The organism is Sphingomonas sp. IC-56, assembly GCF_021043375.1.
GTDB lineage: Bacteria > Pseudomonadota > Alphaproteobacteria > Sphingomonadales > Sphingomonadaceae > Sphingomonas.
In genome coordinates, this window is sequence record NZ_JAJNDV010000002.1 from 189,518 (window position 1) to 211,548 (window position 22,031).

Genomic DNA, 22,031 nt, shown 5'->3' on the forward strand with positions numbered 1-22,031 from the left:
GCTTAATCGATGACGCGGCACGCGATCGGCGGCTGGCCCGGCGCGGTAAAGGTCATGTCGCTGCCCTTGGCCCGCAGCTCATAGCCCTTGGCCGCATAGCCGACGCCCGAGGCGACCCGCTGTCGGCGCAGAGTTGCCAAAACCTTGCCGCCGCGCGACACCGTGACGCGATCATGGTCGAGGTCGAACGCGCCGACCAGCCGCGATCCGTCCATGCAGCGATAGCGTGCGGTGGACCGGTTGTCGGCAATCTCCTCGGCGGGCGATGCCGGCTTCGCCCCCGGGTCGGAAGGCGCGGGCTTGGCCTCGCCGCGCGGCTTAACCTCGATGCTTTCGATCCGCCAGCGCCGCTGCTCGGCGGTCGCCCCATCCACATCGCCTGCCCGGCGCAGCGTCGCGCTGCCGAGCAAGTTGAACGGCCGATTGCCTTGCTTCAGCCGGCCATAAACCTGCACGGGCACCGTAACATAGCGCTGCCCCGCACCCGCATCGATCCGGCCCGGTGCGCCGACATTGGCATGATATTCGGAATATCTGGCAAAGCTCGCCGCAAAAGCCTGCGCGCTCATGCCGGAAGCTTGCCCGCGATTGCGCCACAAGGCCCAGGCTTCGCGATATTTGCCTGCTTCGAGCAGCGCGTAATAGGTCTGGACCACATTGGCCGCGCCTTGCGCGCTGTCTTCGGTAAACGGCGCCTCACTGACTGGCGTACGGTCATCGGGCAGCCCGCCTGGTTCGCCGGGCGCCGGCGGGGTCACCGTTTGTGAGATCGGCGTGGCCGTATCGGCCGGCGCAGCCGGCGTTCCGCGGTCGGCCGCCTCCAATGACCGCCCTTCGCCTGCGCTGTTGACTGTCGCGTCCGCGGCCGCGACCTCCACGTTCGCCGACCCATTGTCTGCTGGCTGGTTGGAGCAGGCAGCCAGGGTACAGGCGGCAAGCGGCAGGAACAGGCGCATGTAACTTCTAACCCATGTTGTGCTTACCGGGGAACGTCAGCAAGGCGCGCCCGTTCCCCGGCAGCCCGACCGTCAGGGGCGCAGTGCGGTGTCGTCGCCATCTTCCAGTTCGTCGTCGAGTTCGTCTTCATCGACGTTCTCGTCGTCGAGATCGGCCTGAAGCTCATCCTCGCGCATGTCGTCCAGCGCCAGCGCGACGTCGTCGTCTTCCTCGCCCAGCTCGTCATCGACCATGGTCAGCTCGTCGGTGTCGTCGTCATCGCCATCGTCACCCAGATCCACGGGGATGTCGGTCAGGATGTTGCCGTTGCTGGGAGCGTCATTGGTCGCCTCGATGATCTCGGCGCGCTGCGCCTCGTCATAGCCTTCGGCATCCCAAGTGTCGGTGGAATGCGGGGGAACCTGGTTGCCGCCCATCGCCTGTCCTCGTCATTGTACCTGGGGCGTGCGTGCCCCGGTTCATCAGCGCGAACGGTGATCGGGCCTCACTCGTTCCACGCGCCCGCGACGAAGCGCTCAGCTCGGGCGGAACAGCCGCCCCCGCTCGGCGAACAGCACGGCGCCGAACGCCAGCACGCCCATCACCAGGAACCCGCCATATAGCGGCACGGTGGTACCGTTGAACTGCTGGCCGATATACGCGCCGATCAACGCTCCGCCCAGCGTTGTGACGAAACCCTGCAGGCTGGACGCGGTGCCGGCGATCTTGCCCATCTTCTCCATCGCCATGGCCGAGAAGTTGGACGTCGCCAGGCCGAAACAGCCCATCATCATCGCCTGGAGGATGGCGAAGGTCCAAAGCGTCTCCACCTCGGCCAGCGCCACGCCCAGGTGCACCGCCGCCAGCACCGTCAGCCCGCTCAGCGCCGAATGCGAGATGCGCCGCGTGCCCAGCTTCATCACCAGCCGTGAATTGAGGAACGATCCCAGCGCCATGGTGCTCGCCACCGCCGCGAACACATAGACGAGCAAAGTCGGGCGGTGGAACACGTCCTCCATCACTTGCTGCACCGATCCGATGAACCCGAACAGCCCGCCCGAGAGCAGTGCGGTGGCAAGGGTGTAGCCGACCGCGCTCCGGTCGCGCAGCATCAGTGCATAGTCCGCCACGATCCGCCGCGGATGCAGCGATTGCCGCGCGTCCGCTGCCAGCGTCTCCGGCATGCGCAGCCAGAACCAAGCGACCACCACCAGCGAAACGGCCGCCACGCCCCAGAAGATCATCCGCCACGATCCGCCTGCCGAGAGCACGCCCTGTCCAAATGCTGGCGCGAAGATGGGCGCGGCCATGAACACCATGAAGGCGAGGCTCATCACCCGCGCCATCGCGCGGCCCGCGAAACAGTCGCGCACCAGCGCCACCGTCACCACCCGCGCGCCCGCCGCCGCGGTGCCCATCGCCACGCGCGCGATCAGCAACAGCACAAAGCTGCCCGACACAGCCGCCACTGCGCTCGTCAGCACATAGGAAAACAGCGCGATGCCCAGCACCGGCCGCCGCCCGAACCGGTCCGACAAGGGGCCGTAGCCCAGCTGCGCCACCGCAAAGCCGATCAGATATGCCGTGATGATATACTGACGGTGGTTCGGCTCGGCGACGCCCAGCGCGTCGCCGATCGCCGGCAGCGCGGGCAGCATCGCGTCGATGCCAAGCGCCGTCAGGGCCATCATCGAGGCGATCAGCGCCACGAACTCGCCGAATCGCAGCGGCGCCTGGTTGGCGCTATCGGTGGTCAGGTCGGGCTGGCTCATGCGCGTGCCCATGGCCCATCGCGCTCCGTCCGTCACCCCAATCGCGCATGTCGATCACGGCAATCGAGCCGAGCCGCTTGTTCGCAACTGGCCGGAGCGGCTAACTGGCGGCAATATCCCCTCGGAGACTCACATGTCCAACATTCTTGCCGAAATCCCGGCGCTGTCGCTGGCGGACCAGCAGTCCGACCCGCAAGGCTTCGCCCAGGCGTTCGGCCAGTCCTTTCAGCGTTTCGGTTTCGCGGTCGTGCGCGATCACGGCGTGCCCCAGGATCTGATCGAACGCGCCTGGGCGATGACCAAGGCCTTTTTTGACCTGCCCGAGGAAGAGAAGCGCAGCTATCTGATCGCCGGCCAGGGCGGCGCGCGCGGCTACACCCCGTTCAAGACGGAGATCGCCAAGGGCGCAACGCATGTCGACCTGAAGGAATTCTGGCACATCGGCCGCGAGCTAGCCCAGGGCCACCGGTTCGGCGACTATATGCCCCCCAACATCTGGCCGAACCAGCCGGAGGGCTTCCGCGAGACCTTTATCGAGCTGTTCCAGGCGTTCGACACCGCGGGCGACAAGCTGCTCTCGGCCATCGCGCGCTATCTCAACCTGGACCCCAACTGGTTCGATCCTGCGGTGAAGGACGGCAATTCGGTCCTGCGCCTGCTCCACTACCCCCCCGTCGCCGCCGACGCACCGGAGGTCCGCGCGGGTGCGCACGAGGACATCAATCTCATCACCCTCCTGCTCGGCGCCGAGGAAGCAGGCCTCGAGCTGCTCGACCGCGACGGCCAGTGGCTGCCGGTCAAGCCGCCCGAGGGCGCGATGGTGGTCAATGTCGGTGACATGCTCCAGCGGCTGACCAACCACGTCCTCCCCTCGACCACTCACCGCGTGGTGAACCCGCCGGCCGAGCGCCGCGGCAACTCGCGCTATTCGATGCCCTTCTTCCTCCATCCCGCGCCCGACTTCATCATCGAGACGCTGCCGGGCTGCGTGAGCGAGGACCGGCCCAACCGCTATCCCGAGCCGATCAGCTCGCACGACTATCTTCAGGAACGGCTGGTCGAGATCGGCCTTATCAAGAAGTAATCCTATCTTCCCCCGGTTCGCGGGGAACGGCTAGGAGCAGGCGGCGGCAGAGCTTCGGCTTTGCCGCCGCACTTTCTAGGGGGGACCTGCAAATGACCGAACCGCTTCGCATCGCACTGGCTGGCCTTGGCACCGTGGGCGCGGGCGTCATTCGGTTGCTCGACACCAATGGCGAGCTTATCGCCCGCCGCGCCGGTCGCCCGATCGAAGTGGTCGCCGTCTCCGCGCGCGATCGCACCAAGGACCGCGGCATCGACATCAGCCGCTTCGACTGGGTCGACGACACTGCCGAGCTCGCCCGCCATCCGCGCGCCGATGTCGTGGTGGAGCTGGTCGGCGGGTCGGACGGCCCCGCCGTCGCGTTGGTCCGCGCAGCACTTGCCGCCGGCCGTCACGTCGTCACCGCCAACAAGGCGATGATCGCGCATCACGGGCTGGAACTCGCCCGCGCCGCCGAAGCCGCCAACGCCGCATTGAAGTTCGAAGCCGCGGTCGCTGGCGGCGTCCCGGTCATCAAGGGCCTGCGCGAAGGCGCCGCCGCCAATGTCGTCACGCGCGTTTATGGCATCCTCAACGGCACCTGCAATTTCATCCTGTCCAAGATGGAGGCCGAAGGCCGCGACTTCGCCGACATCCTCGCCGAAGCACAGCGCCTGGGCTATGCCGAGGCCGATCCCAGCTTCGACATCGACGGGGTCGACGCCGCGCACAAGCTGTCGATCCTCGCCAGCCTCGCCTTTGGCACCGAGCCCGCGTTCGGCGAAGTCGCGGTCAGCGGCGTGCGCCACGTCCTCGCCGCCGACATCGCCGAGGCGGCAGCACTCGGCTACCGCGTCCGCCTGCTCGGCCTCGCCGACGCCGGCCCGCACGGCCTGTTCCAGCGCGTGCACCCCCACCTCATCCCGCTGAGCCACCCGCTCGCGCATGTCACGGGTTCGACCAACGCCGTCGTGGCAGAGGGTAATTTCGTCGGCCGCCTGCTGTTCCAAGGCGCAGGCGCGGGCGACGGCCCGACGGCCAGCGCCGTGGTCGCCGACCTGATCGACATCGCTCGCGGCGAATTCGGCCCGCCCTATGCCATGCCCGCCGACGCGCTCCTCGCGCAGGGGGCCGCCGACGCCGGCGAACGCCGCGCCCGCGCCTATGTCCGCCTGACCGTCACCGACAAGGTCGGCGTCCTCGCCGAAATCGCCGCGGCGATGCGCGACGCTGGCGTCTCGATCGAAAGCCTGATCCAGCGCGCCGCCAACCCCGATGGCAGCGTGCTTGTCGCGATCGTCACCCATGAAGTCCCGGAACGCAGCGTCGCCCACGCGCTCGAAAAACTGCGCGGCTCGCAAAGCCTGGTCGGCGAACCGATGTGGATGCACATCCTTGGCGACTAAGGGCACCGGCCTCTACATACCTCGGTCACCAGCAACCAACCAGTTCCCCGGCGAAGGCCGGGGCCCAGCTTCGGGCTGCTCGGGGAAGCGGAGCTCCGCTGCGACAAACCGCTTGCAACTGGGCCCCGGCCTCCGCCGGGGAACCGGGTAAGCGAACCCGAAGCCGCTAGGGCGCCAAAGGCCGCAACGAGACCCGCGGCGGCCGCCCGCCGCCCATCGTCGTACTCACCCCAACCGCCCCACATTTCACCGTAAACGCCCCCTGCCCACAAGGCGGCGGCGCCGTATCGAGCAGCTTGGCCACCCGCTTGTCCGGCAGTTCATCGCCACCATAGCTGGTCGCCAACGGCACCCGATAGCGGTCCGCCTGGCGCCGCGCACAGATCACCACCTCATCCCCTTGCGTACTGCGCTTGCACGCGGGCTCCACGCGAGTCAGTTCCCGATAACTGCTCATGGCCGCGTCGAGCGCCGGCACCTCCTGGACCATCAACAGCAGCATCAGCATCGCGGGCCTCCGGTTGCGTGCCACAGCCTCCCGCAACATCATGGCCGAATTGCGAAGCACCGCGTGACAACGTTAGCAGCCTCGACACGCGCGGCGCCCCTCCCTATCCCCGGACCCAAGTTCATCAGGGAATTCCAAACCTATGCAGACCGCCAGCCACGTCCTCGACCGCGTGCTCGTGCTCGAAATGGTGCGCGTCACCGAAGCCGCCGCCATTGCCGCATCCACGCTGACCGGGCGCGGCGACGAGAAGGCGGCCGATGCCGCTGCGGTCGAGGCAATGCGGGAGGCGCTCAACCAGCTCTATCTCGACGGCACCGTCGTGATTGGCGAAGGCGAGCGCGATGAGGCGCCGATGCTCTTCATCGGCGAAAAGGTCGGCGCGGCACAAGGCTCGGGTCCCAAGATCGACATCGCACTCGATCCGCTGGAAGGCACCACCATCTGCGCCAAGGCTGGTCCTAACGCGTTGGCCGTGCTTGCGGTCGCGGAGGAAGGCGGGCTGCTCAATGCGCCCGACGTGTACATGGACAAGATCGCGGTTGGCCCGGGCTATCCGCATGGCGTGATCGACCTCGCCAAGTCGCCCACCGAGAATATCCGCGCGCTCGCCGCCGCCAAGGGTGTCGAGCCCAAGGACATCATCGCTTGCGTGCTCGACCGTCCCCGCCATGAAGCACTGATCGCCGAACTGCGCGCGATCGGCTGCGGCGTGATGCTGATCGGCGATGGCGATGTCGCAGGCGTGATCGCCACCACCGATCCCGACACCACCATCGACATCTATATGGGCTCGGGCGGCGCGCCAGAGGGCGTACTCGCCTGCGCGGCGCTGCGCTGCGTCGGCGGCCAGTTCCAGGGCCGGCTGCTGTTCCGCAACGACGACGAGCGTGCCCGCGCGCGCAAATGGGGCATTGAGGATCTCGACAAGATCTATTCGCTCGACGACCTGGCCAAGGGCGACTGCATCTTCGCCGCAACCGGCGTCACCGACGGCTCACTGCTGGCCGGCGTCAAGCGCATGCGCGGCAAGATGACCACCGAGAGCGTGGTGATGCGCGCCAGCTCGGGCACCGTCCGCTGGGTCAAGGGCGAACACCGCCTCTGACCACATCCTCTGCTTCGTCAGCGCTGTGGGGGTGAGGGCACCTCTCCTCCACTTCGTCACCCGAACCTAGGTTGCGAGCCCCACCCCTACTTCGTCACCCCGGCCTTGAGCCGGGGTCCCGCTTCTTCTGCCACTGAAAGGTAGCGGGATCCCGGCTCAAGGCCGGGATGACGGGGAGTCTCCACGCGAACGATTTCCCCCTTCCCGTCCCCCCGAACTTGTTTCACGGTCCACCCCGCCGCGGGCGACACACGCGCCCGCAGCGTAGCGGAGGTAATATGGTTCGCACGCTTGCTCTTCTCGCCCTGCTGACGCCGCTGGGCGCCGTCCCCGCCGCCGCCAAGCAGAGCCAGCAAGCCCCGGCCCCCTTCACCTATCAGGAAGTCATGGTGCCGATGCGCGACGGCGCGCGGCTCCAGACGGTGATCCTCCGCCCGACCAACAAGGCCGGGAAGCTCCCGATCCTGCTCCAGCGCACGCCCTATGGCGTTCCCGATCGGGCGCCGGGCGGCATCCCCTCGTCCTGGAAGTATCTGATGGAGGATGGCTACATCCTCGTCTTCCAGAACATGCGCGGCCAGTTCAAGTCGGACGGCGACTTCACCATGTCGATGGCGCTCAACGCAAAGGGCGCGAAGGGCGTCGACGAAGCGACCGACAGCTATGACAGCGTCGACTGGCTGGTGAAGAACGTCGCCGGCAACAACGGCAAGCTCGGCATGTGGGGCGTGTCCTATCCCGGCTATGCCGCCGCGATTGCCCTCGCCAAGCCGCACCCCGCGCTCAAGGCGGTCAGCCCGCAGGCGGCGTGGAACGACTGGTGGATCCATGACGACCTCCATCGCTACGGCGCAATGCGGCTAAGCTATGCCACCGATTGGCTGTTCTCCTTGCAGAACAACGACCAGGGCCAGGACTTCGACTATGGCGGCAAGACGCCGGTCGATACGTACGACTGGTTCCTGAAGCTCGGCCCGGTCGAAAATCTCGACAAGCTCTACTTCAAGGGCAGCGTCCCCCGCCTCACCCAGATGATCGAGCACCCCGATTACGACGCGTTCTGGAAGGAGCAGCGCTGGACGGACAAGCTCGGCCGCACCACCGTCCCGACGCTCCACGTCGCGGGCTATTGGGACCAGGAAGATCCCTTGGGCACCTGGAAGATCTACGAGAAGATGGAGGCGCAGGACCCCGACGACCTCAACATGATCGTCGCGGGCCCCTGGGCGCATGGCAGTTGGCACGGCGCGGCCAGCGATGTCGGCTACGTCAAGTTCGGCCATGAAAGCGGCACCGACTTCATGCGCGACATCGAAGCGCCGTTCTTCGCCCACTGGCTGCATGGCAAGGGCGCCAAGCCGGTCGGTGAGGCCCGCAGCTTCCAGAGCGGTTCCTGGACTTGGAAGTCCTACGCCAAATGGCCCGCACCCGGCGCCACTGCGACCAACCTCTACCTCCAGAGCGACGGCAGCCTGTCGTTCACCGCGCCCGCTGCCACCGCCCAGTGCCGCGACTATGTCTCCGACCCCGCCAACCCGGTGCCCTTCCGCGAGCGTCCGATCTCGCGCACCTATCCTTCGCAGGAATGGCGCTGGTGGGAAGCCGCCGACCAGCGCTTCGTCGACCACCGTCCCGACGTGCTCAGCTACGTGACCGAACCGTTGGAGGCCGACTTGACCGTTACCGGCGACGTGTCCGCCACGCTAATGGCGTCGACCTCGGGCACTGACAGCGATTTCGTCGTCAAGCTGATCGACGTCCTCCCCGAAGATTACGAGCCGGTGAAGCCCGGCGCGCTGGGCGACTATCCGCGCACGATGAACGGCTACCAATTCCCGATCGCCATGGAGGTGCGCCGCGGCCGCTATCTCCAGAGCTTCGAGAAGGCGACGCCGCTCACCCCCAACAAGGTGGTCGCCTGGGACGTGCCGCTGCGTGCCCACGACCACGTCTTCAAGCGCGGCCACCGCATCATGGTGCAGGTCCAGTCGAGCTGGTTCCCGGTAATCGACCGCAACCCGCAGACCTTCGTACCCAACATCTACAAGGCCAAGCCCGCCGACTTCCAAAAGGCGACGCAGCGGGTATGCGGCGGCTCCAGGATAACGCTGCCCGTGATGAAGTAGAGGCTGCTCGCGTACACCGAAAGTAAACGCGTCGCTGCGACGTTTGGGACATGAACGCCTTTACTTCCCTTGTCGCGGCGGCGCTCCCAAGCGAAGCCTTTGATGCTGCCACTGCGCAATTTCATGCTTGGCGCGGGAAAAACCTGGACATTTTCTCGCGCACCGAAGCGGCCGTAACGGAAACCCTGCTGGCGCTAAGATCAGTGGGAAGGCGAGGCGAGGTCGTGAAGATGCCGCACCTTGTGGGCCAGAGATACGCGGCGCTGGATGCAGCGATCGGCCCGATTGGACCATTCGCCGCGGAGGGCAAGAAAGCCATTGCCGCACTCACGGAGTTCGATGCGCACACGCGTATCCGGACCATGCTATGCCACGGCGTAGGCGACATATTGCTTGACCGGCATGGCCGCTGGACAGTCCTCCTGCGCAATCTTTCCTTGAGCGTAGACCAAGCTGAGCGGGACAGCCTTCTCCTCAGCCAGGACGAAGCAGACCTGTTGCAAGCCGCAATTGCCCGCGCGTCCCAGGTTCTGTGCTCTCACCTGGGGCATTTGCGCACCAATTTGGTCAGCGCCAAAAGTTAGCCTCGATGGGGCCCTGACGCAGGGCGGTTACGGCCCTTCGTCATGGGGTCGGGCTTGCGCGGCGGCTTCCATCCTGCAGGCGGCGTGATGCGCTGCTGGCTGGTCCCCAGCCCCATCGCGCCGGGCTGCTGCCGGGTGAGCCCGGCAGTGTCCGCCACCGCCGCCTGATCGGACGAAGCGCCGCCGCGCAGCAGGTTGATCTGGTCACGCAGCCGCCGGGCCTCTTCGAAGTCCAGCGCCTGCGCGGCCGCCTCCATGCGCTGCTGCAGTTCGGCAAGCGTCGTCGTCATGCCCGGTACAACGCAGAACCGCCGCCGCGGATGCGGCTAGTTCTTCAGCCGATACCCGGTGCGGAAGATCGTCACGATCAGTCCCAGGCACAGCACCAGGAACGCGGCCGTCACGCCCAGGCTGAGTGCGATACTGACATCCCCCTGCCCGAAGAAGCTCCACCGGAACCCACTCACCAGATACACCACCGGGTTGAACAGGCTCACCGTCCGCCAGGGCTGGGGTAGCATGTCGATCGAGTAGAAGGCGCCACCCAGGAACGTCAGCGGCGTCACCAGCAGCGCCGGCACGATGTTCAGCTGCTCGAACCCCTTGGCCCAGATGCCGATGATGAAGCCAAACATCGAAAAGGTAATCGAGGTAAGCAGCAGGAATGCGATCATCGCGAGCGGATGATCGACCCGCAGCGGCACGAACAACGCCGAGGTTGCCAGGATGATCAGCCCGATCACCACCGACTTGGTTGCCGCCGCGCCGACAAAGCCGATCACCATCTCCACGGCCGAGATCGGCGCCGACAGCAGCTCGAACACGGTGCCGGTAAACTTCGGGAAGTAGATCCCTATCGAAGCGTTTGCGATGCTCTGGGTCAGCAGCGACAGCATGATCAATCCGGGCACCAGGAAGCTGCCATAGTTCACGTCGCCGATCGTATCGATCCGGCTGCCGATCGCGCCGCCGAACACGATGAAATAGAGCGAGGTGGTGATCACCGGCGTGGCGATCGACTGCCACAGCGTGCGCATCGTGCGCGCCATCTCGAACCGGTAGATCGCCCAGATGCCGTGAAGATTGAGACCGGTCATGCCGCGGCTCCCTGTGCAGAGGCGTTACGCTGTTCGACAAGATCGACGAAAATGTCCTCCAGGCTCGACTTGGAGGTGTCGAGATCCTTGAAGGCGATGCCCATGTCGGAAAGCTTCCGCAGCAGCGACGGGATCCCCGTCCGCTCGGCCTGCGCGTCGAAGGTGTAGCGCAGCCGGTGCCCCTCATCCGCCAGACTCAGATGCCACTCTTCCAGCCCCGCCGGCACCGCGTCGAGCGGCTCCACCAGAGACAGATCCATTTCGCGCTTGCCAAGCTTCTTCATCAGCGCGGCCTTTTCCTCGACCAGCAGCAGCTGCCCCTTGTTGATCACGCCCACCCGGTCGGCCATTTCCTCGGCCTCCTCGATATAGTGCGTGGTCAGGATGATGGTGACGCCGCGTTCGCGGAGCTTGCCGATCATCTGCCACATGTCCCGCCGCAGCGACACGTCGACGCCCGCGGTCGGCTCGTCGAGGAACAGGATGTCGGGCTCATGCGCCAATGCCTTGGCGATCAGCACGCGCCGCTTCATGCCGCCCGAAAGCTCCATGATCTTGGCGTTGCGCTTGTCCCACAGCGACAGGTCCTTGAGCACCTGGTCGAGCACCGCCTGGTTCGGCGCGCGCCCGAACAGCCCTCGGCTGAAACGCACCGTCGCCATCACCGTCTCGAACATGTCGACCGACAGCTCCTGTGGCACCAGCCCGATACGGCTGCGCGCCTCGCGGGGCGAACGGATCGCGTCGTGCCCGTCGACCAGGATCGTCCCCGTGCTCGGCGTCACGATCCCGCAGATGATCGAGATCAGCGTCGTCTTGCCCGCGCCATTGGGTCCCAGCAGCGCGAAGATCTCGCCCCGGCGAATGTCGAGGTCGACATGGTCGAGCGCCTTGTGCCCAGAGCCATAGGTCTTGCTGACCTGCGACAGCGAAAGGATGGATTGCATGGAAAGCCCCCGGAACCGGAACGGAGCCGTTACGTAAGGTGGCCCTCCTGCTCGTACAAGCGCATCGGGACGGATGGCTGCTGAGACTTTCCTTCTTCGTCACCCCGGCCGTGAGCCGGGGTCCCGCTGCTTCTCTCCGTTCGCTTGAACGAAGGGCACCATCCGTCCCGCCTTCAGCCAGGCTTACCGAATGAAATAGCCCGTAACTTTCCAGCCATCGACCTCGCGAAAAAGAACCACGGTCTCGGTCGCACCGCTCCGGTTCGCAAAATCCGTCTGGAATTCGAGCGTCTCATATTCGCCCGCCGGCGCTCCGGGGATCGAGTTCGCCTTTGTCACGCTCTTGAACGTCCTGGACGACACGGCGCCAAGGGGTTGCCGCACAGCCTGAACCATCGACGACCACTGCGCCGCGCTCAGCTTTGCCTTGAACAGCGTTGCGGCCGTATTCCAGCTTTCGTCCCATGCCTGGCGATCAACAAGCGCCAGCCATGTGCGCGCCCGCTCCAGGCCCGCCGATGCGGAAGCGCTTGCGACGGGAGCGGCCGGAGCACTGGCCTGTGCACCTGGCGCAGTGCTCCCCCGAAACACCGAAGAGAGTGCGACGGCTGCGATCAAAAACGACATGATGAGCATTCCTCCACCAAACCAGGCGAGCCGATGACCCACACGGTGCGGGCGGCTGGCCTGACCGGAAGAAGGCACATCCGTCGCTTCCCCAAGCACCCCCAAAGCATTGTCCCCTAAAGAATTGGGGGCACCCGCTTCCGCCTCCGCCAGCAGCCTTGCCGCTTCCCGGCTGCTCGAAACACCAAGCTTCCTGCGTGCGTCGCGCAGCCGCTCGTTGATGGTGTGGACTGACAGCCCCAAGTCGCGCGCGATCGACTTCGCATCATGCCCTTTGAGGAGGAGCCGCAACGTCTCCTTCTCTCGCTCGGTAAGCGTCAGAATGGCGTTGCGCATCGGGCGGCGCTTACTCGCTGCATGCCCGCAGCATACGGCATGCAACTCACTTTTCCACCGATCTTCTGCGGCGACGGGCCACACCCGGAGCAGCGCGCTTCGGGCGCACAGCTTGGCAGCTACCGCCCAGCCCGCGCCGCAGCCACTGCCTGCGCCAGGCCCTCATAGGTCTGCGCGCCATAGATCAGCTTTCCGCCAATCACCCAGCTCGGCGTGCCCGTCATCGCCAGTTTCTCGCCCAGCTGCCTGTTGCGCAGGATTTCCGCTTCCACCGGCTTCGACGCCACAGCGCGCGCCGCCGCGGCCTTGTCCAGCCCGGCCTTGGCAGCCGCCTCGCCGATCCCCTGCGGGCTTGCCCCTGCCGCATATAGCGCCTCGTGGAACGCGCGGAACTTGCCCTGCTCGGCAGCCGCCAACGCCCATTGCGCGGCGGTGACGCTTTCAGGGCCGAGCACCGGATATTCGCGGTACACCACGCGAACCTTTGGGTCCTTGGCCAACAACTCGTTGATCCCGGGCAGACTCGCCCGGCAATAGCCGCAGGCATAATCCAGGAATGCCACCACCGTGACATCGCCGTTCGGGTTCCCCGCCCATGCCCCGGCATAGGGCTTGGCCAGCGCCTCGACCTGTCCGGCGACCGCGCCCTGCGCCGCCACTTGGGCCTCCTGCGCCTTGGCCGTTTCGCGCGCCTGGAGCCGCTCCATCGCCTCGGGCAGCACTTCGGGATGGTCGAGCAGATATTGGCGGATCGTGTCGCCCGCGAGTTGCGGCGCGGCGGCCCGCGCAATCCAGGCATAGATCGCCGCGCCCAGGGCGGCGGACAGGATCAGTGCGCCCGCCAGAACCAGCGAGCGCAACAGCTTGTCGGTCATTTCAGTCGCCCCTGCGCTTGTTGCGCTTGTCGTCGTCCATGGCGTTTTGCGACACCATCATGATATCCTGCGCGCGCACCCAGTCGGACGAACCTTGCGGCAGCCCGTTCATCGCCGCCCGCGCGCTGATCAGGGCAGTGCGCGTGTCGCCGATCAGGCTGGAGCGCTCGGCCGTGGCCAAGGCGGTGCGCGCCTGGTCGCCCTTGCGGTCGTACACCGTGCCCAGATTGACCCAGGCGAACGGGTTCTCGCGGTCGCGCGCCACCGCCTGACGCAGCACGCTTTCCGCCTCGCTCAGGTTCGCCTTGTCCTCGGTCGCGATCAGCGCGTGGCCAAAGGTCGCGGCGATCAGCGGCTGATTGTTCGATCGGCGTGTCGCCTCGCGCAGCGGCCCCAGCGCCTCGGCAGGCTTGCCCGATTCAAGCAGGATCTGACCTTCCAGTTCCAGGAAATAGGGATCGTCCGGCGCAGCCTTGACCAGCGCCTGCGTCTCCGCCGCGGCCTGATCGGGATAGCCGGATTTGTGATAGGCATAGGCACGGGCATAATGCGCCGGCATCGACTCATCGCTCGACGGATAGAGGCGCAGCGTTGTCTTGGGCTCGTTCACATAGCCGCGCAGCTTGGCCTGGATTCGCTTGAAGCGCGTCTCGAAATCTTGGTTGATTGGCTTGTTGAAGGCGGGTTGCGCCTGAAGATCGGCGGTCAGCGTCTCGACGCGCTGCTGCGACATGGGGTGAGTCTGCGCGAACGGATCGACCTCAGGGCTGCTGGCGTAATAGCCATAGCTGTGCATCTGCTTGGTCAGCTTGTTGAAGAAGCTGAGCATGCCCTTGCCGCTGATCGCCGCGGTGCCGAGATAGCGTGCGCCGGCCGCATCGGCGGAGGATTCCTGCACGCGGCTATAGGCCAGATACTTACCGATGGCGGCGCGCTGGCCCATCATCATCAGCCCGGTGCCGGCCTCGGGCGATCCCGCCGCCATCGCCGCCACGCCCAGCAACAGGCTCAGGATCGATATGTTGGTATAGCCGCCATCGCGCTGGAACACCGCGTGTCCGCCGACGATATGGCCGATTTCATGGGCGATGACGCCCTGGACTTCATTGGCGCTGTCCGCCGCGTCGAGCAGGCCGGTATGGATATAGACGATCTGCCCGCCCGCCACGAAGGCGTTGATCGACGGGTCCTGGATCAACACCACCTTGGCATTGGCAGGCGATAGCCCCGCGGCCTGGAACAGCGGGCGGGAAATGTCGTTCAGCCACGCCTCGGTCTCGGCGTCGCGCAGCATCGACTGGGCCAGCGCCGGCCGCGCGGCGAAACAGGTGAGGCAGAGCAGGGCCAGCAAGGCCGCAAAGCGCTTCATCCTCACCATCATTCTTCCACTCTCTACCTAGCGAAACCGCTGTTAGGTTCGGCGGCTGAACCCGGCGTGAAGGGCAGGGAGCGGCGGCGGTGCGCCACTCCCTTTCCCCGTCAGGCGCCGAAGGTGCGCTGCCACCAGCCGCGGCGCGGCGTCTGACCGTCGCCACCATCCTCGGTGCCGGCATCGCCGTCCTCGGCTGCCGGCGCATCGGCCTGCGGCGTGGTCTCAGCGACAGGTGCTTCTGCGGCTGCTTCGGCTGCGGGCGCAGCCTCGGCCGGCGCGTCGGCGGCATCGGCCTTCTTGCGGCGCGTGCGCTTGGGCTTGGGCGCTGCTTCGGCTTCAGCGACCGGTGCTTCCGGTGCGGCTTCAGCCGGCGCTGCTTCGGCGGCATCCGCCTTCTTGCGGCGCGTGCGCTTGGGCTTGGGCGCTTCGGCCTCCGCCTCCGGCGCTTGCGTCACTGCCTCGGCGGGCGCCGCCTCGACCGGCGCGGCCTCTGCTGCCGGATCGGCCTTCTTGCGGCGGGTGCGCTTGGGCTTGGGCGCGGGCTCGGCTTCCGCCTCTACCTCGGGCGCCTCGACGACCGGCTCGACAGCCTCGCTGACCGGCTCGGCGGGTTCAGCCGCTTCCTCGACCGTACCGGCCTCGTTCACGGCCTCCTCGGCACCGGCACCACCACGGCGACCGCCACGACGGCCACGACGGCGGCGCTTGCGTCCACCTTCGCCTTCCTCACCCTCAGGCTGCGCGGCGACGGTTTCCGCCTCGGCAGTCTCGCTGGCCTCCACGTCGCCTTCCGGCTGCTCGCTAGCCTCGGTCTCGGCGGCGTCTTCAGCACCTTCCTCGGCACCGTCCTGCTCCCGGCCGCGGCGGCCACGGCCACGGCGGCGGCGGCGGCGCTTGCCGCGGCCTTCGTCGTCGCCCTCGGCGCGCGGACGTTCTTCACGCGCGCGCGGCGCCTCGGCTTCTGCCTCTTCTTCGGCCTCTTCCTCTTCGTCGATCTCCTCGACGTAGTCCTCTTCGTCCTCAGGCTCTTCGACCAGCGCCTCGATCTTGGGCGCATAGGCGGGCGGCGGGCCTGCGGCCTCCACCGACATGCGCGCGCCCTCGATCTCGCCATCGGCGACCACTTCGATCAGGACGCCATAGCGGTCCTCGATCTCCGCCAGCTCAGCGCGCTTGCGGTTGAGCAGGTAGAACGCCGCTTCCTGGCTCGCGCGCAGCGTGATGTGCGAACCGCGGCCGCGTGCGGCCTCGTCCTCGATCATGCGCAGCGCCGACAGACCGGCCGACGACGCAGTGCGGACCAGGCCCGAACCCTCGCAATGCGGGCAGGTGCGGGTCGATGCTTCCAGCACGCCGGTGCGCAGGCGCTGGCGGCTCATTTCCATCAGGCCGAACGCGGAGATGCGGCCCACCTGGATGCGGGCGCGATCGTTCTTCAGCGCCTCCTTCATCGCCTTCTCGACCTTACGGACGTTGGACGAATGATCCATGTCGATGAAGTCGATCACGACCAGCCCGGCCATGTCGCGCAGCCGCAGCTGGCGCGCGATTTCCTGCGCTGCTTCCAGGTTGGTCGCGGTCGCGGTCTGCTCGATATTGTGCTCGCGGGTGGAGCGCCCCGAGTTGATGTCGATCGACACCAAAGCCTCGGTCGGGTTGATGACCAGATAGCCGCCCGACTTGAGCTGGACGACGGGATTGTACATCGCCGACAGCTGGTCCTCGACGCCCGCACGCTGGAACAGCGGCACGGCGTGCGCATACTGCTTCACCTTGCGCGCATGGCTCGGCATCAGCAGGCGCATGAACTCCTTGGCCTGGCGGTACCCGTCCTCGCCCTCGACGATCACCTCGTCGATGTCCTTGTTGTAGATGTCGCGGATCGCGCGCTTCAGCAGGTCGCTGTCGCCATAGACCAAGGCGGGCGCGGACGATTTGAGCGTCTCCTCGCGAATCCCGTCCCACAGCCGGGCGAGATAGTCGAAGTCGCGCTTGATCTCGGTCTTGGTGCGCTGAAGGCCCGCCGTGCGGACGATGCAGCCCATCGAGGGCGGCAGCTTCAGGTCCGCCATGATGCCCTTGAGGCGCTTGCGGTCGGCAGCGCTCGAGATCTTGCGCGAAATGCCGCCGCCATGCGCGGTGTTGGGCATCAGCACGCAATAACGGCCGGCGAGCGACAGATAGGTGGTCAGCGCCGCACCCTTGTTGCCGCGCTCTTCCTTCACGACCTGGACCAGCAGCACCTGGCGGCGGCGGATCACGTCCTGGATCTTGTAGCGGCGGCGCAGGTTCATGCGGCGCTGACGCAGCGCATCGGCTTCATCGCCATTGCCGCTGCGCTTGCCGCGGCGGCGGCCACGGCCACGCGTCTCGCCACCCTCTTCCGAAGCGCCCTCTTCGGCACCTTCGTCATGCTCGGCGTCGTCGTCTTCCTCGTCGTCATGCTCGCGCTCGACCAGTTCGACGTCGTCTTCGCCCTCTACGTCACCCTCCAGGTGATCGTCGTCCTCGTCCCCGTCTTCCTGGGCGCGCAGTGCCGCTTCCTCGGCGGCATGCTCGGCCTCTTCGCGCAGCAATGCTTCGCGGTCTTCCTTGGGGATCTGGTAATAATCGGGGTGGATTTCGCTGAAAGCGAGGAAGCCGTGGCGGTTGCCGCCATAATCCACGAACGCCGCCTGAAGCGACGGTTCGACGCGGGTAACCTTGGCTAGGTAGATATTGCCCTTGAGCTGCTTGCGCTCGGCGGACTCGAAGTCAAACTCCTCGATCCGGTTCCCCTTGACGACGGCGACCCGGGTTTCCTCCCGGTGGCGTGCGTCGATCAGCATACGCATGGTCATTGAATATTCTCCGGGCGCGCCGGCTCATGTCCCTGGAGGACCGGGGCGCGTGCGCGCGATATTGAGTGCGGGCCGCGCCGGCCATTCCGGGCGCAGTCTCGCTGGATTGAAAAGATGCTGTTGCTGCACGGGCACGCGGGGACCGGCGGTCCACTGGCTCCACCACGGCCGCGCTGCCGGCGAAAGCCTGGCGAAGCGGACGGTGGGGAAATTGCCTCATGCGAGCGTCAACCTGAACTGTCACGGCGGATGTGGCCGCGGATACTTCCCGGTACAAGAACCGGGATAATGAACTGCCTAGCACCCCCCGCACCCTGCGGCAACTACGCGCAACGCAATGATTGTTTCGCGACGACTACGGGAAATTCCGGAACATGGCAGCGACTGGTTTCCGCATGATTAACCCTGCGGTTTAACCGGGACTTGAGCCGCCACGCCTAAGCACGTCCGCGTCAGGGTAGACGCGTATCGAGTACCAGATCATGGAATTGTGCTGGACCCCCAAGGTCCCGGCGCGGCATATCGCGCGGGTGTTGTTCCTGTTCGCCCTGCTCTCCGGTTGGCTGACCGGTGCTCCGAGCTGGGCGGGCGTCGTGGAGGAAGTGCGCGTTCGCGGCGACCGCATCGTCGTGACCTTCGACGCGCCGGTCGCCAAGGCGAGCAGCTTCGTGCTGGCCGGGCCACAGCGCATCGCACTCGACGTCGATGGCGCCGAACCGGGCAGCACGGCCTATTCCGACGGCGCGGTCGCAAAGATCCGCCAGGGCGCACAGGGTGAAGGCGGCGTCCGCATCGTCTTCGATCTCGCCCGCCCGGCAATCGTGACCGAAGGCAATTTCGGCCGCGATAGCCGCACCCTCACGCTCCAGATCAAGACGGTGGACGACGAACGCTTCGCCCGCGCCGCTGCCGAGCGTCGGCTGAGCTTCCTGCCGCCCTTCACCTTCCTGCAACCCGGAGCCCGCCACCAATACTCGGTATCCATGCCGGTGCCCAAGCGCCGCAGCAGCCTCAAGCTGCCCAAGGTCTATGGCGATGCCGATCGCCCGCTGGTGGTGATCGACGCCGGCCATGGCGGGCACGATCCCGGCGCGCTGTCGCCCGATGGCGGCTTGCGCGAAAAGGATGTGACGCTGCGCATCGCCCAGGCGATCAAGGAGGAACTGCTCGCCTCGGGTCGCGTCCGCGTCGCGCTCACCCGCGAGGATGACCGCTTCCTGGTGCTTCAGGAGCGATTCGGCCTCGCCCGCCGATTGAAGGCCGACCTCTTCATCTCGGTCCATTGCGACAGCGCCGCGAACCCGGAAGCGACCGGCGCCACTATCTACACCCTGTCCGAAGTCGCCTCCGACAAGGAAGCGGCGCGGCTGGCGGCGCGCGAGAACAAGGCCGACATCATCGCCGGCGTCGATCTGGGCGGCGCCAGTCCCGACATCTCGTCGATCCTGATCGACCTCACGCAGCGTGAGACGATGAACATGTCGGCCAATTTCGCCCGGCTGCTCGGCCGCGAGGCCCAGCCGCTCATTCCGATCAAGGCGAACTACCACCGCATGGCCTCGCTGATGGTGCTCAAGGCGCCCGATCTTCCCTCGGTATTGTTCGAAACCGGCTATATCTCGAACCTCGCCGACGCGGAGTTCCTTGCCTCGCACGAAGGGCGCATCAAGGTTGCCGAAAGTGTGCGCAAGGCCGTGGAAATCCATTTCGCCACGCGCATGGCATCCCGCTGACAGCAACCCGGCCACTCCGTTTCCTTCCGCTCTTATAGGACGGAATCGGCGGATTGGTTTCGGTTGCGTTCTGATCGGCTTTCATCGCCGCTGAAACTTGCTACACCGCGCGGCAGATGGCGGATGGCGACACTTCAGGCGAAACGGTGCGGATCAGGCGCGGCCTGAGCGGCGCTAGCGGCTTTTTCGGACGGCTGCGGCAGCGCTGGTCGTTCCGCGTGCTGGCGGTGCTCGCGCTGCTCGCCGGTATCGGCGTGTTCCTGCTCTGGCTGCTGTTCGCACGCAACCTGCCCTCGGTGGACGCGCTGCGCACCTATGAACCGCCGCTGCCCACCAATGTCCGCTCCGCCGACGGCACCCCGATCCACAGCTATGCCCGCGAACGCCGCGTCCAGCTGAGCTTCCCGGAATATCCCAAGCTGCTGGTCGGCGCGTTCCTGTCCGCCGAGGACAAGACGTTTTTCGAGCATCACGGCGTCGACTTCCCCGGCCTGGTGCGCGCCGCCTATCAGGGCATCGCCACCGGCACGACCCCGCGCGGCACCTCCACCATCACGCAACAGGTCGCAAAGAACCTGCTGGTCGGTGACGAAGCGAGCTATGTCCGCAAGGCCAAGGAAGGCATCCTCGCCTGGAAGATGGAGGACACGCTCTCCAAGGAGCAGATCCTCGAACTCTACCTGAATTCCATCGAGCTCGGCCGAAACGCCGGCGGTGTGGCCGCGGCCAGCGAAGCCTATTTCGGCAAGGAACTCGACGAACTGAGCCTGCCGCAAATGGCCTATCTCGCAATCCTGCCCAAGGGCCCGGCCAATTATGCGCCAGAACGCTATGAGGACCGCGCGATCGAGCGGCGCAACTGGGTACTCGGGCAGATGCTGGCCAATGGCTATATCGACGCCTCGCAACACGCCGCCGCCATTGCCGCCCCGCTCGGCACCGTGCCGCGCCAGAAGCCCCAGTTCGAACGAGTCGGCGGCTATTTCATCGAGGAAGTCCGCCGCCAGCTGCTGAGCAAGTTCGGTGAGAAGTCCGACGCAGGGCCCCACAGCGTCTATCAAGGCGGCCTGTGGGTGCGCACCTCGCTCGACCCGCGTCTCCAGGGCTTTGCGCAAAAGGCACTGCGCGACGGCCTGCTTCGCTACGACCGCGGCCGCGGCTGGAGCGGCCCGCTGGATAACAAGGAGATCGGCAACAGCTGGCTCCAGACCCTGCTCAACACCAATATAGGCCTGGACTACGAAAACTGGCGCGCCGCCATTGCGATTGAGCGCGGCAGCGACGGCTGGGAAATCGGCTTCGACAATGGCCAGACCGGCCGCCTTCCGCGCTATGGCGCGACCATGCCGGTGCGTGGCAAGGGCGGCGAAGCCTTCTCCGCGATCAAACGCGGCGACATCATCGCGGTCGCGCCCGATGGCGCCAACTGGTCGCTACGCTCGGTGCCCAAGGTTTCCGGCGGCATGGTGGTCGAAGATCCCCGGACGGGCCGCGTGCTCGCCATGCAGGGTGGCTTCGACTCGCGCATCCAATCGTTCAACCGCGCCACCCAGGCGCTCCGCCAGCCCGGCTCGACCATCAAGCCCTTGGTCTATGCCGCCGCGATGGAGCGCGGGCTCACTCCGGCGACCATCGTGGTCGACGGCCCCTTCTGCGTCTGGCAGGGCGCGGGCCTTGGCAACAAATGCTTCCGCAACTTCGGCAACATGCGCAGTGCCGGTCCGAAGACACTCCGCTGGGGCGTGGAGCAGTCGCGCAACCTGATGACGGTGCAGGTCGCCAACCGGATCGGCATGGAGCCGGTCGTTGACCTGATCCAGCGCGTCGGCGTGAGCAAGAACAAGTTCCCGCCCTATCTCAGCTATTCGCTGGGCGCTGGCGAGACGACCGTGATGCGCATGGTCAACGCTTACTCGATCCTGGTGAACCAGGGGCGCGCACTGGACCCCACCGTGATCGACTTCGCGCAGAACCGCCACGGGCAGGTTATCTGGCCGGAGAATTGGCGCCCGTGCGAGGGGTGCAACGCGCGCGACTGGAACGGCGGGGCCATGCCGCGTCCGGTGCGGCGCGCACGCCAGCTCGTCGACCCGCTCGCGGCGTATCAGATCGTCCACATCACCGAAGGCGTCATCCAGCGCGGCACCGCTACCGTGCTGCGCGATCTCGACCGTCCGCTGATGGGCAAGACCGGCACCACCAACGGCCCCACCGATGTCTGGTTCGTCGGCGGCGCCGCGCAGATGATCGCCGGGCTGTATCTGGGCTATGATACGCCCACCAACCTGGGCGGCTACGCCCAGGGTGGATCGATCGCCGCGCCGATCTTCAAGCAGTTCGCGATTCCCGCGTTCGAAGGCATGCCCAAGCTGCCCTTCACTGCGCCCAAGGGCATCCGCATGGTCCGCATCGACCGGGCAAGCGGACGCAAGGTGTCGGGCGGCTGGCCGTCGAACGACCCGCTGTCGCCGATCATCTGGGAAGCCTTCAAGCCCGAGGCGGAACCGCGCCGCGGCCGCCGGACACTGGAGGAAGAGGAACAGGCCGAGGCCAAGCCCGCCGTCCGCAAGGCTGCGCCCAAGGCCGAGCGCCAGAGCGACAGCGATTTCTTGCAACGCGAGGGCGGAATCTACTAGCGGCTGTCTTATATCTACCGGCGTCGTCCCGCTCTCCGCGGCGATGATGTCAGGCTTTGAAAGGT

18 protein-coding genes are annotated in these 22,031 nt (G+C 66.4%); 7 read left to right on the top strand and 11 right to left on the bottom strand.

Annotated features, from left to right (window positions below):
* Positions 1-2: 2 nt before the first annotated feature.
* The 3 genes from LQ953_RS04065 to LQ953_RS04075 all read right to left on the bottom strand — a co-directional run bounded on the left by LQ953_RS04065 (position 3) and on the right by LQ953_RS04075 (position 2,708).
* Entirely contained in the window at positions 3-956 is a 954-nt protein-coding gene (locus tag LQ953_RS04065; RefSeq protein ID WP_231029392.1) for an MliC family protein, read from the bottom strand.
* A 72-nt stretch (positions 957-1,028) separates the two neighbouring features.
* Positions 1,029-1,373, bottom strand: a complete 345-nt coding sequence (locus LQ953_RS04070) for a DNA primase (protein ID WP_231029393.1) — start codon at positions 1,371-1,373, stop codon at positions 1,029-1,031.
* 99 nt (positions 1,374-1,472) lie between these two features.
* Positions 1,473-2,708 carry a multidrug effflux MFS transporter gene (locus tag LQ953_RS04075; RefSeq protein ID WP_231029394.1) on the bottom strand — a complete coding sequence of 412 codons (1,236 nt, stop codon included), beginning with the start codon at positions 2,706-2,708 and terminating at the stop codon, positions 1,473-1,475.
* A gap of 133 nt (positions 2,709-2,841) precedes the next feature.
* Between LQ953_RS04075 and LQ953_RS04080 the strand changes: the two genes are divergently transcribed.
* Positions 2,842-3,792 (top strand): isopenicillin N synthase family dioxygenase, encoded by a 951-nt coding sequence (locus tag LQ953_RS04080; protein ID WP_231029552.1) that lies wholly within the window; start codon positions 2,842-2,844, stop codon positions 3,790-3,792.
* A gap of 92 nt (positions 3,793-3,884) precedes the next feature.
* Positions 3,885-5,177 (top strand): homoserine dehydrogenase, encoded by a 1,293-nt coding sequence (locus tag LQ953_RS04085; protein ID WP_231029395.1) that lies wholly within the window; start codon positions 3,885-3,887, stop codon positions 5,175-5,177.
* Between the two features lie 166 nt (positions 5,178-5,343).
* Here LQ953_RS04085 and LQ953_RS04090 read toward each other — a convergent pair whose 3' ends face one another.
* Positions 5,344-5,685, bottom strand: coding sequence for a hypothetical protein (locus LQ953_RS04090; RefSeq protein WP_231029396.1), 342 nt, complete (start codon positions 5,683-5,685; stop codon positions 5,344-5,346).
* A gap of 142 nt (positions 5,686-5,827) precedes the next feature.
* Here LQ953_RS04090 and glpX point away from each other — a divergent pair, with 142 nt between their 5' ends.
* The 3 genes from glpX (at position 5,828) to LQ953_RS04105 (ending at position 9,503) form a co-directional block, all read left to right on the top strand.
* The gene (gene glpX, locus LQ953_RS04095) at positions 5,828-6,793 is read left to right on the top strand and encodes a class II fructose-bisphosphatase (protein ID WP_231029397.1); all 966 of its coding nucleotides are present in this window, start codon (positions 5,828-5,830) and stop codon (positions 6,791-6,793) included.
* Between the two features lie 278 nt (positions 6,794-7,071).
* On the top strand, positions 7,072-8,919 hold the full coding sequence (locus LQ953_RS04100) for a CocE/NonD family hydrolase (protein ID WP_231029398.1): 1,848 nt from the start codon (positions 7,072-7,074) through the stop codon (positions 8,917-8,919).
* Positions 8,920-8,969: 50 nt separating this feature from the next.
* A complete protein-coding gene (locus LQ953_RS04105) occupies positions 8,970-9,503 on the top strand; it encodes a hypothetical protein (protein ID WP_231029399.1) in 534 nt (177 codons plus the stop codon).
* On the opposite strand, the gene LQ953_RS04110 is transcribed toward LQ953_RS04105, so the two are convergent.
* The 7 genes from LQ953_RS04110 to LQ953_RS04140 all read right to left on the bottom strand — a co-directional run bounded on the left by LQ953_RS04110 (position 9,500) and on the right by LQ953_RS04140 (position 17,597).
* A complete protein-coding gene (locus LQ953_RS04110) occupies positions 9,500-9,793 on the bottom strand; it encodes a UvrB/UvrC motif-containing protein (RefSeq protein ID WP_231029400.1) in 294 nt (97 codons plus the stop codon). The genes LQ953_RS04105 and LQ953_RS04110 overlap by 4 nt on opposite strands.
* A gap of 36 nt (positions 9,794-9,829) precedes the next feature.
* Positions 9,830-10,600: an ABC transporter permease gene (locus tag LQ953_RS04115; protein WP_231029401.1), complete on the bottom strand. Its 771-nt coding sequence runs from the start codon at positions 10,598-10,600 to the stop codon at positions 9,830-9,832.
* The gene (locus LQ953_RS04120) at positions 10,597-11,547 is read right to left on the bottom strand and encodes an ABC transporter ATP-binding protein (RefSeq protein WP_231029402.1); all 951 of its coding nucleotides are present in this window, start codon (positions 11,545-11,547) and stop codon (positions 10,597-10,599) included. The genes LQ953_RS04115 and LQ953_RS04120 overlap by 4 nt, the downstream gene beginning before the upstream one ends.
* Positions 11,548-11,730: 183 nt before the next feature.
* Positions 11,731-12,510: a helix-turn-helix domain-containing protein gene (locus tag LQ953_RS04125; RefSeq protein WP_231029403.1), complete on the bottom strand. Its 780-nt coding sequence runs from the start codon at positions 12,508-12,510 to the stop codon at positions 11,731-11,733.
* A 119-nt stretch (positions 12,511-12,629) separates the two neighbouring features.
* Entirely contained in the window at positions 12,630-13,385 is a 756-nt protein-coding gene (locus LQ953_RS04130; RefSeq protein WP_231029404.1) for a DsbA family protein, read from the bottom strand.
* Position 13,386: 1 nt separating this feature from the next.
* Positions 13,387-14,754, bottom strand: a complete 1,368-nt coding sequence (locus LQ953_RS04135; RefSeq protein ID WP_231029405.1) for a M48 family metalloprotease — start codon at positions 14,752-14,754, stop codon at positions 13,387-13,389.
* A gap of 110 nt (positions 14,755-14,864) precedes the next feature.
* A complete protein-coding gene (locus LQ953_RS04140) occupies positions 14,865-17,597 on the bottom strand; it encodes an Rne/Rng family ribonuclease (protein ID WP_231029406.1) in 2,733 nt (910 codons plus the stop codon).
* A 482-nt stretch (positions 17,598-18,079) separates the two neighbouring features.
* Here LQ953_RS04140 and LQ953_RS04145 point away from each other — a divergent pair, with 482 nt between their 5' ends.
* Together LQ953_RS04145 and LQ953_RS04150 are read left to right on the top strand one after the other, a co-directional pair.
* The gene (locus LQ953_RS04145) at positions 18,080-19,330 is read left to right on the top strand and encodes an N-acetylmuramoyl-L-alanine amidase (protein WP_231029407.1); all 1,251 of its coding nucleotides are present in this window, start codon (positions 18,080-18,082) and stop codon (positions 19,328-19,330) included.
* Between the two features lie 116 nt (positions 19,331-19,446).
* Entirely contained in the window at positions 19,447-21,966 is a 2,520-nt protein-coding gene (locus LQ953_RS04150) for a penicillin-binding protein 1A (protein ID WP_231029408.1), read from the top strand.
* Positions 21,967-22,031: the final 65 nt, after the last annotated feature.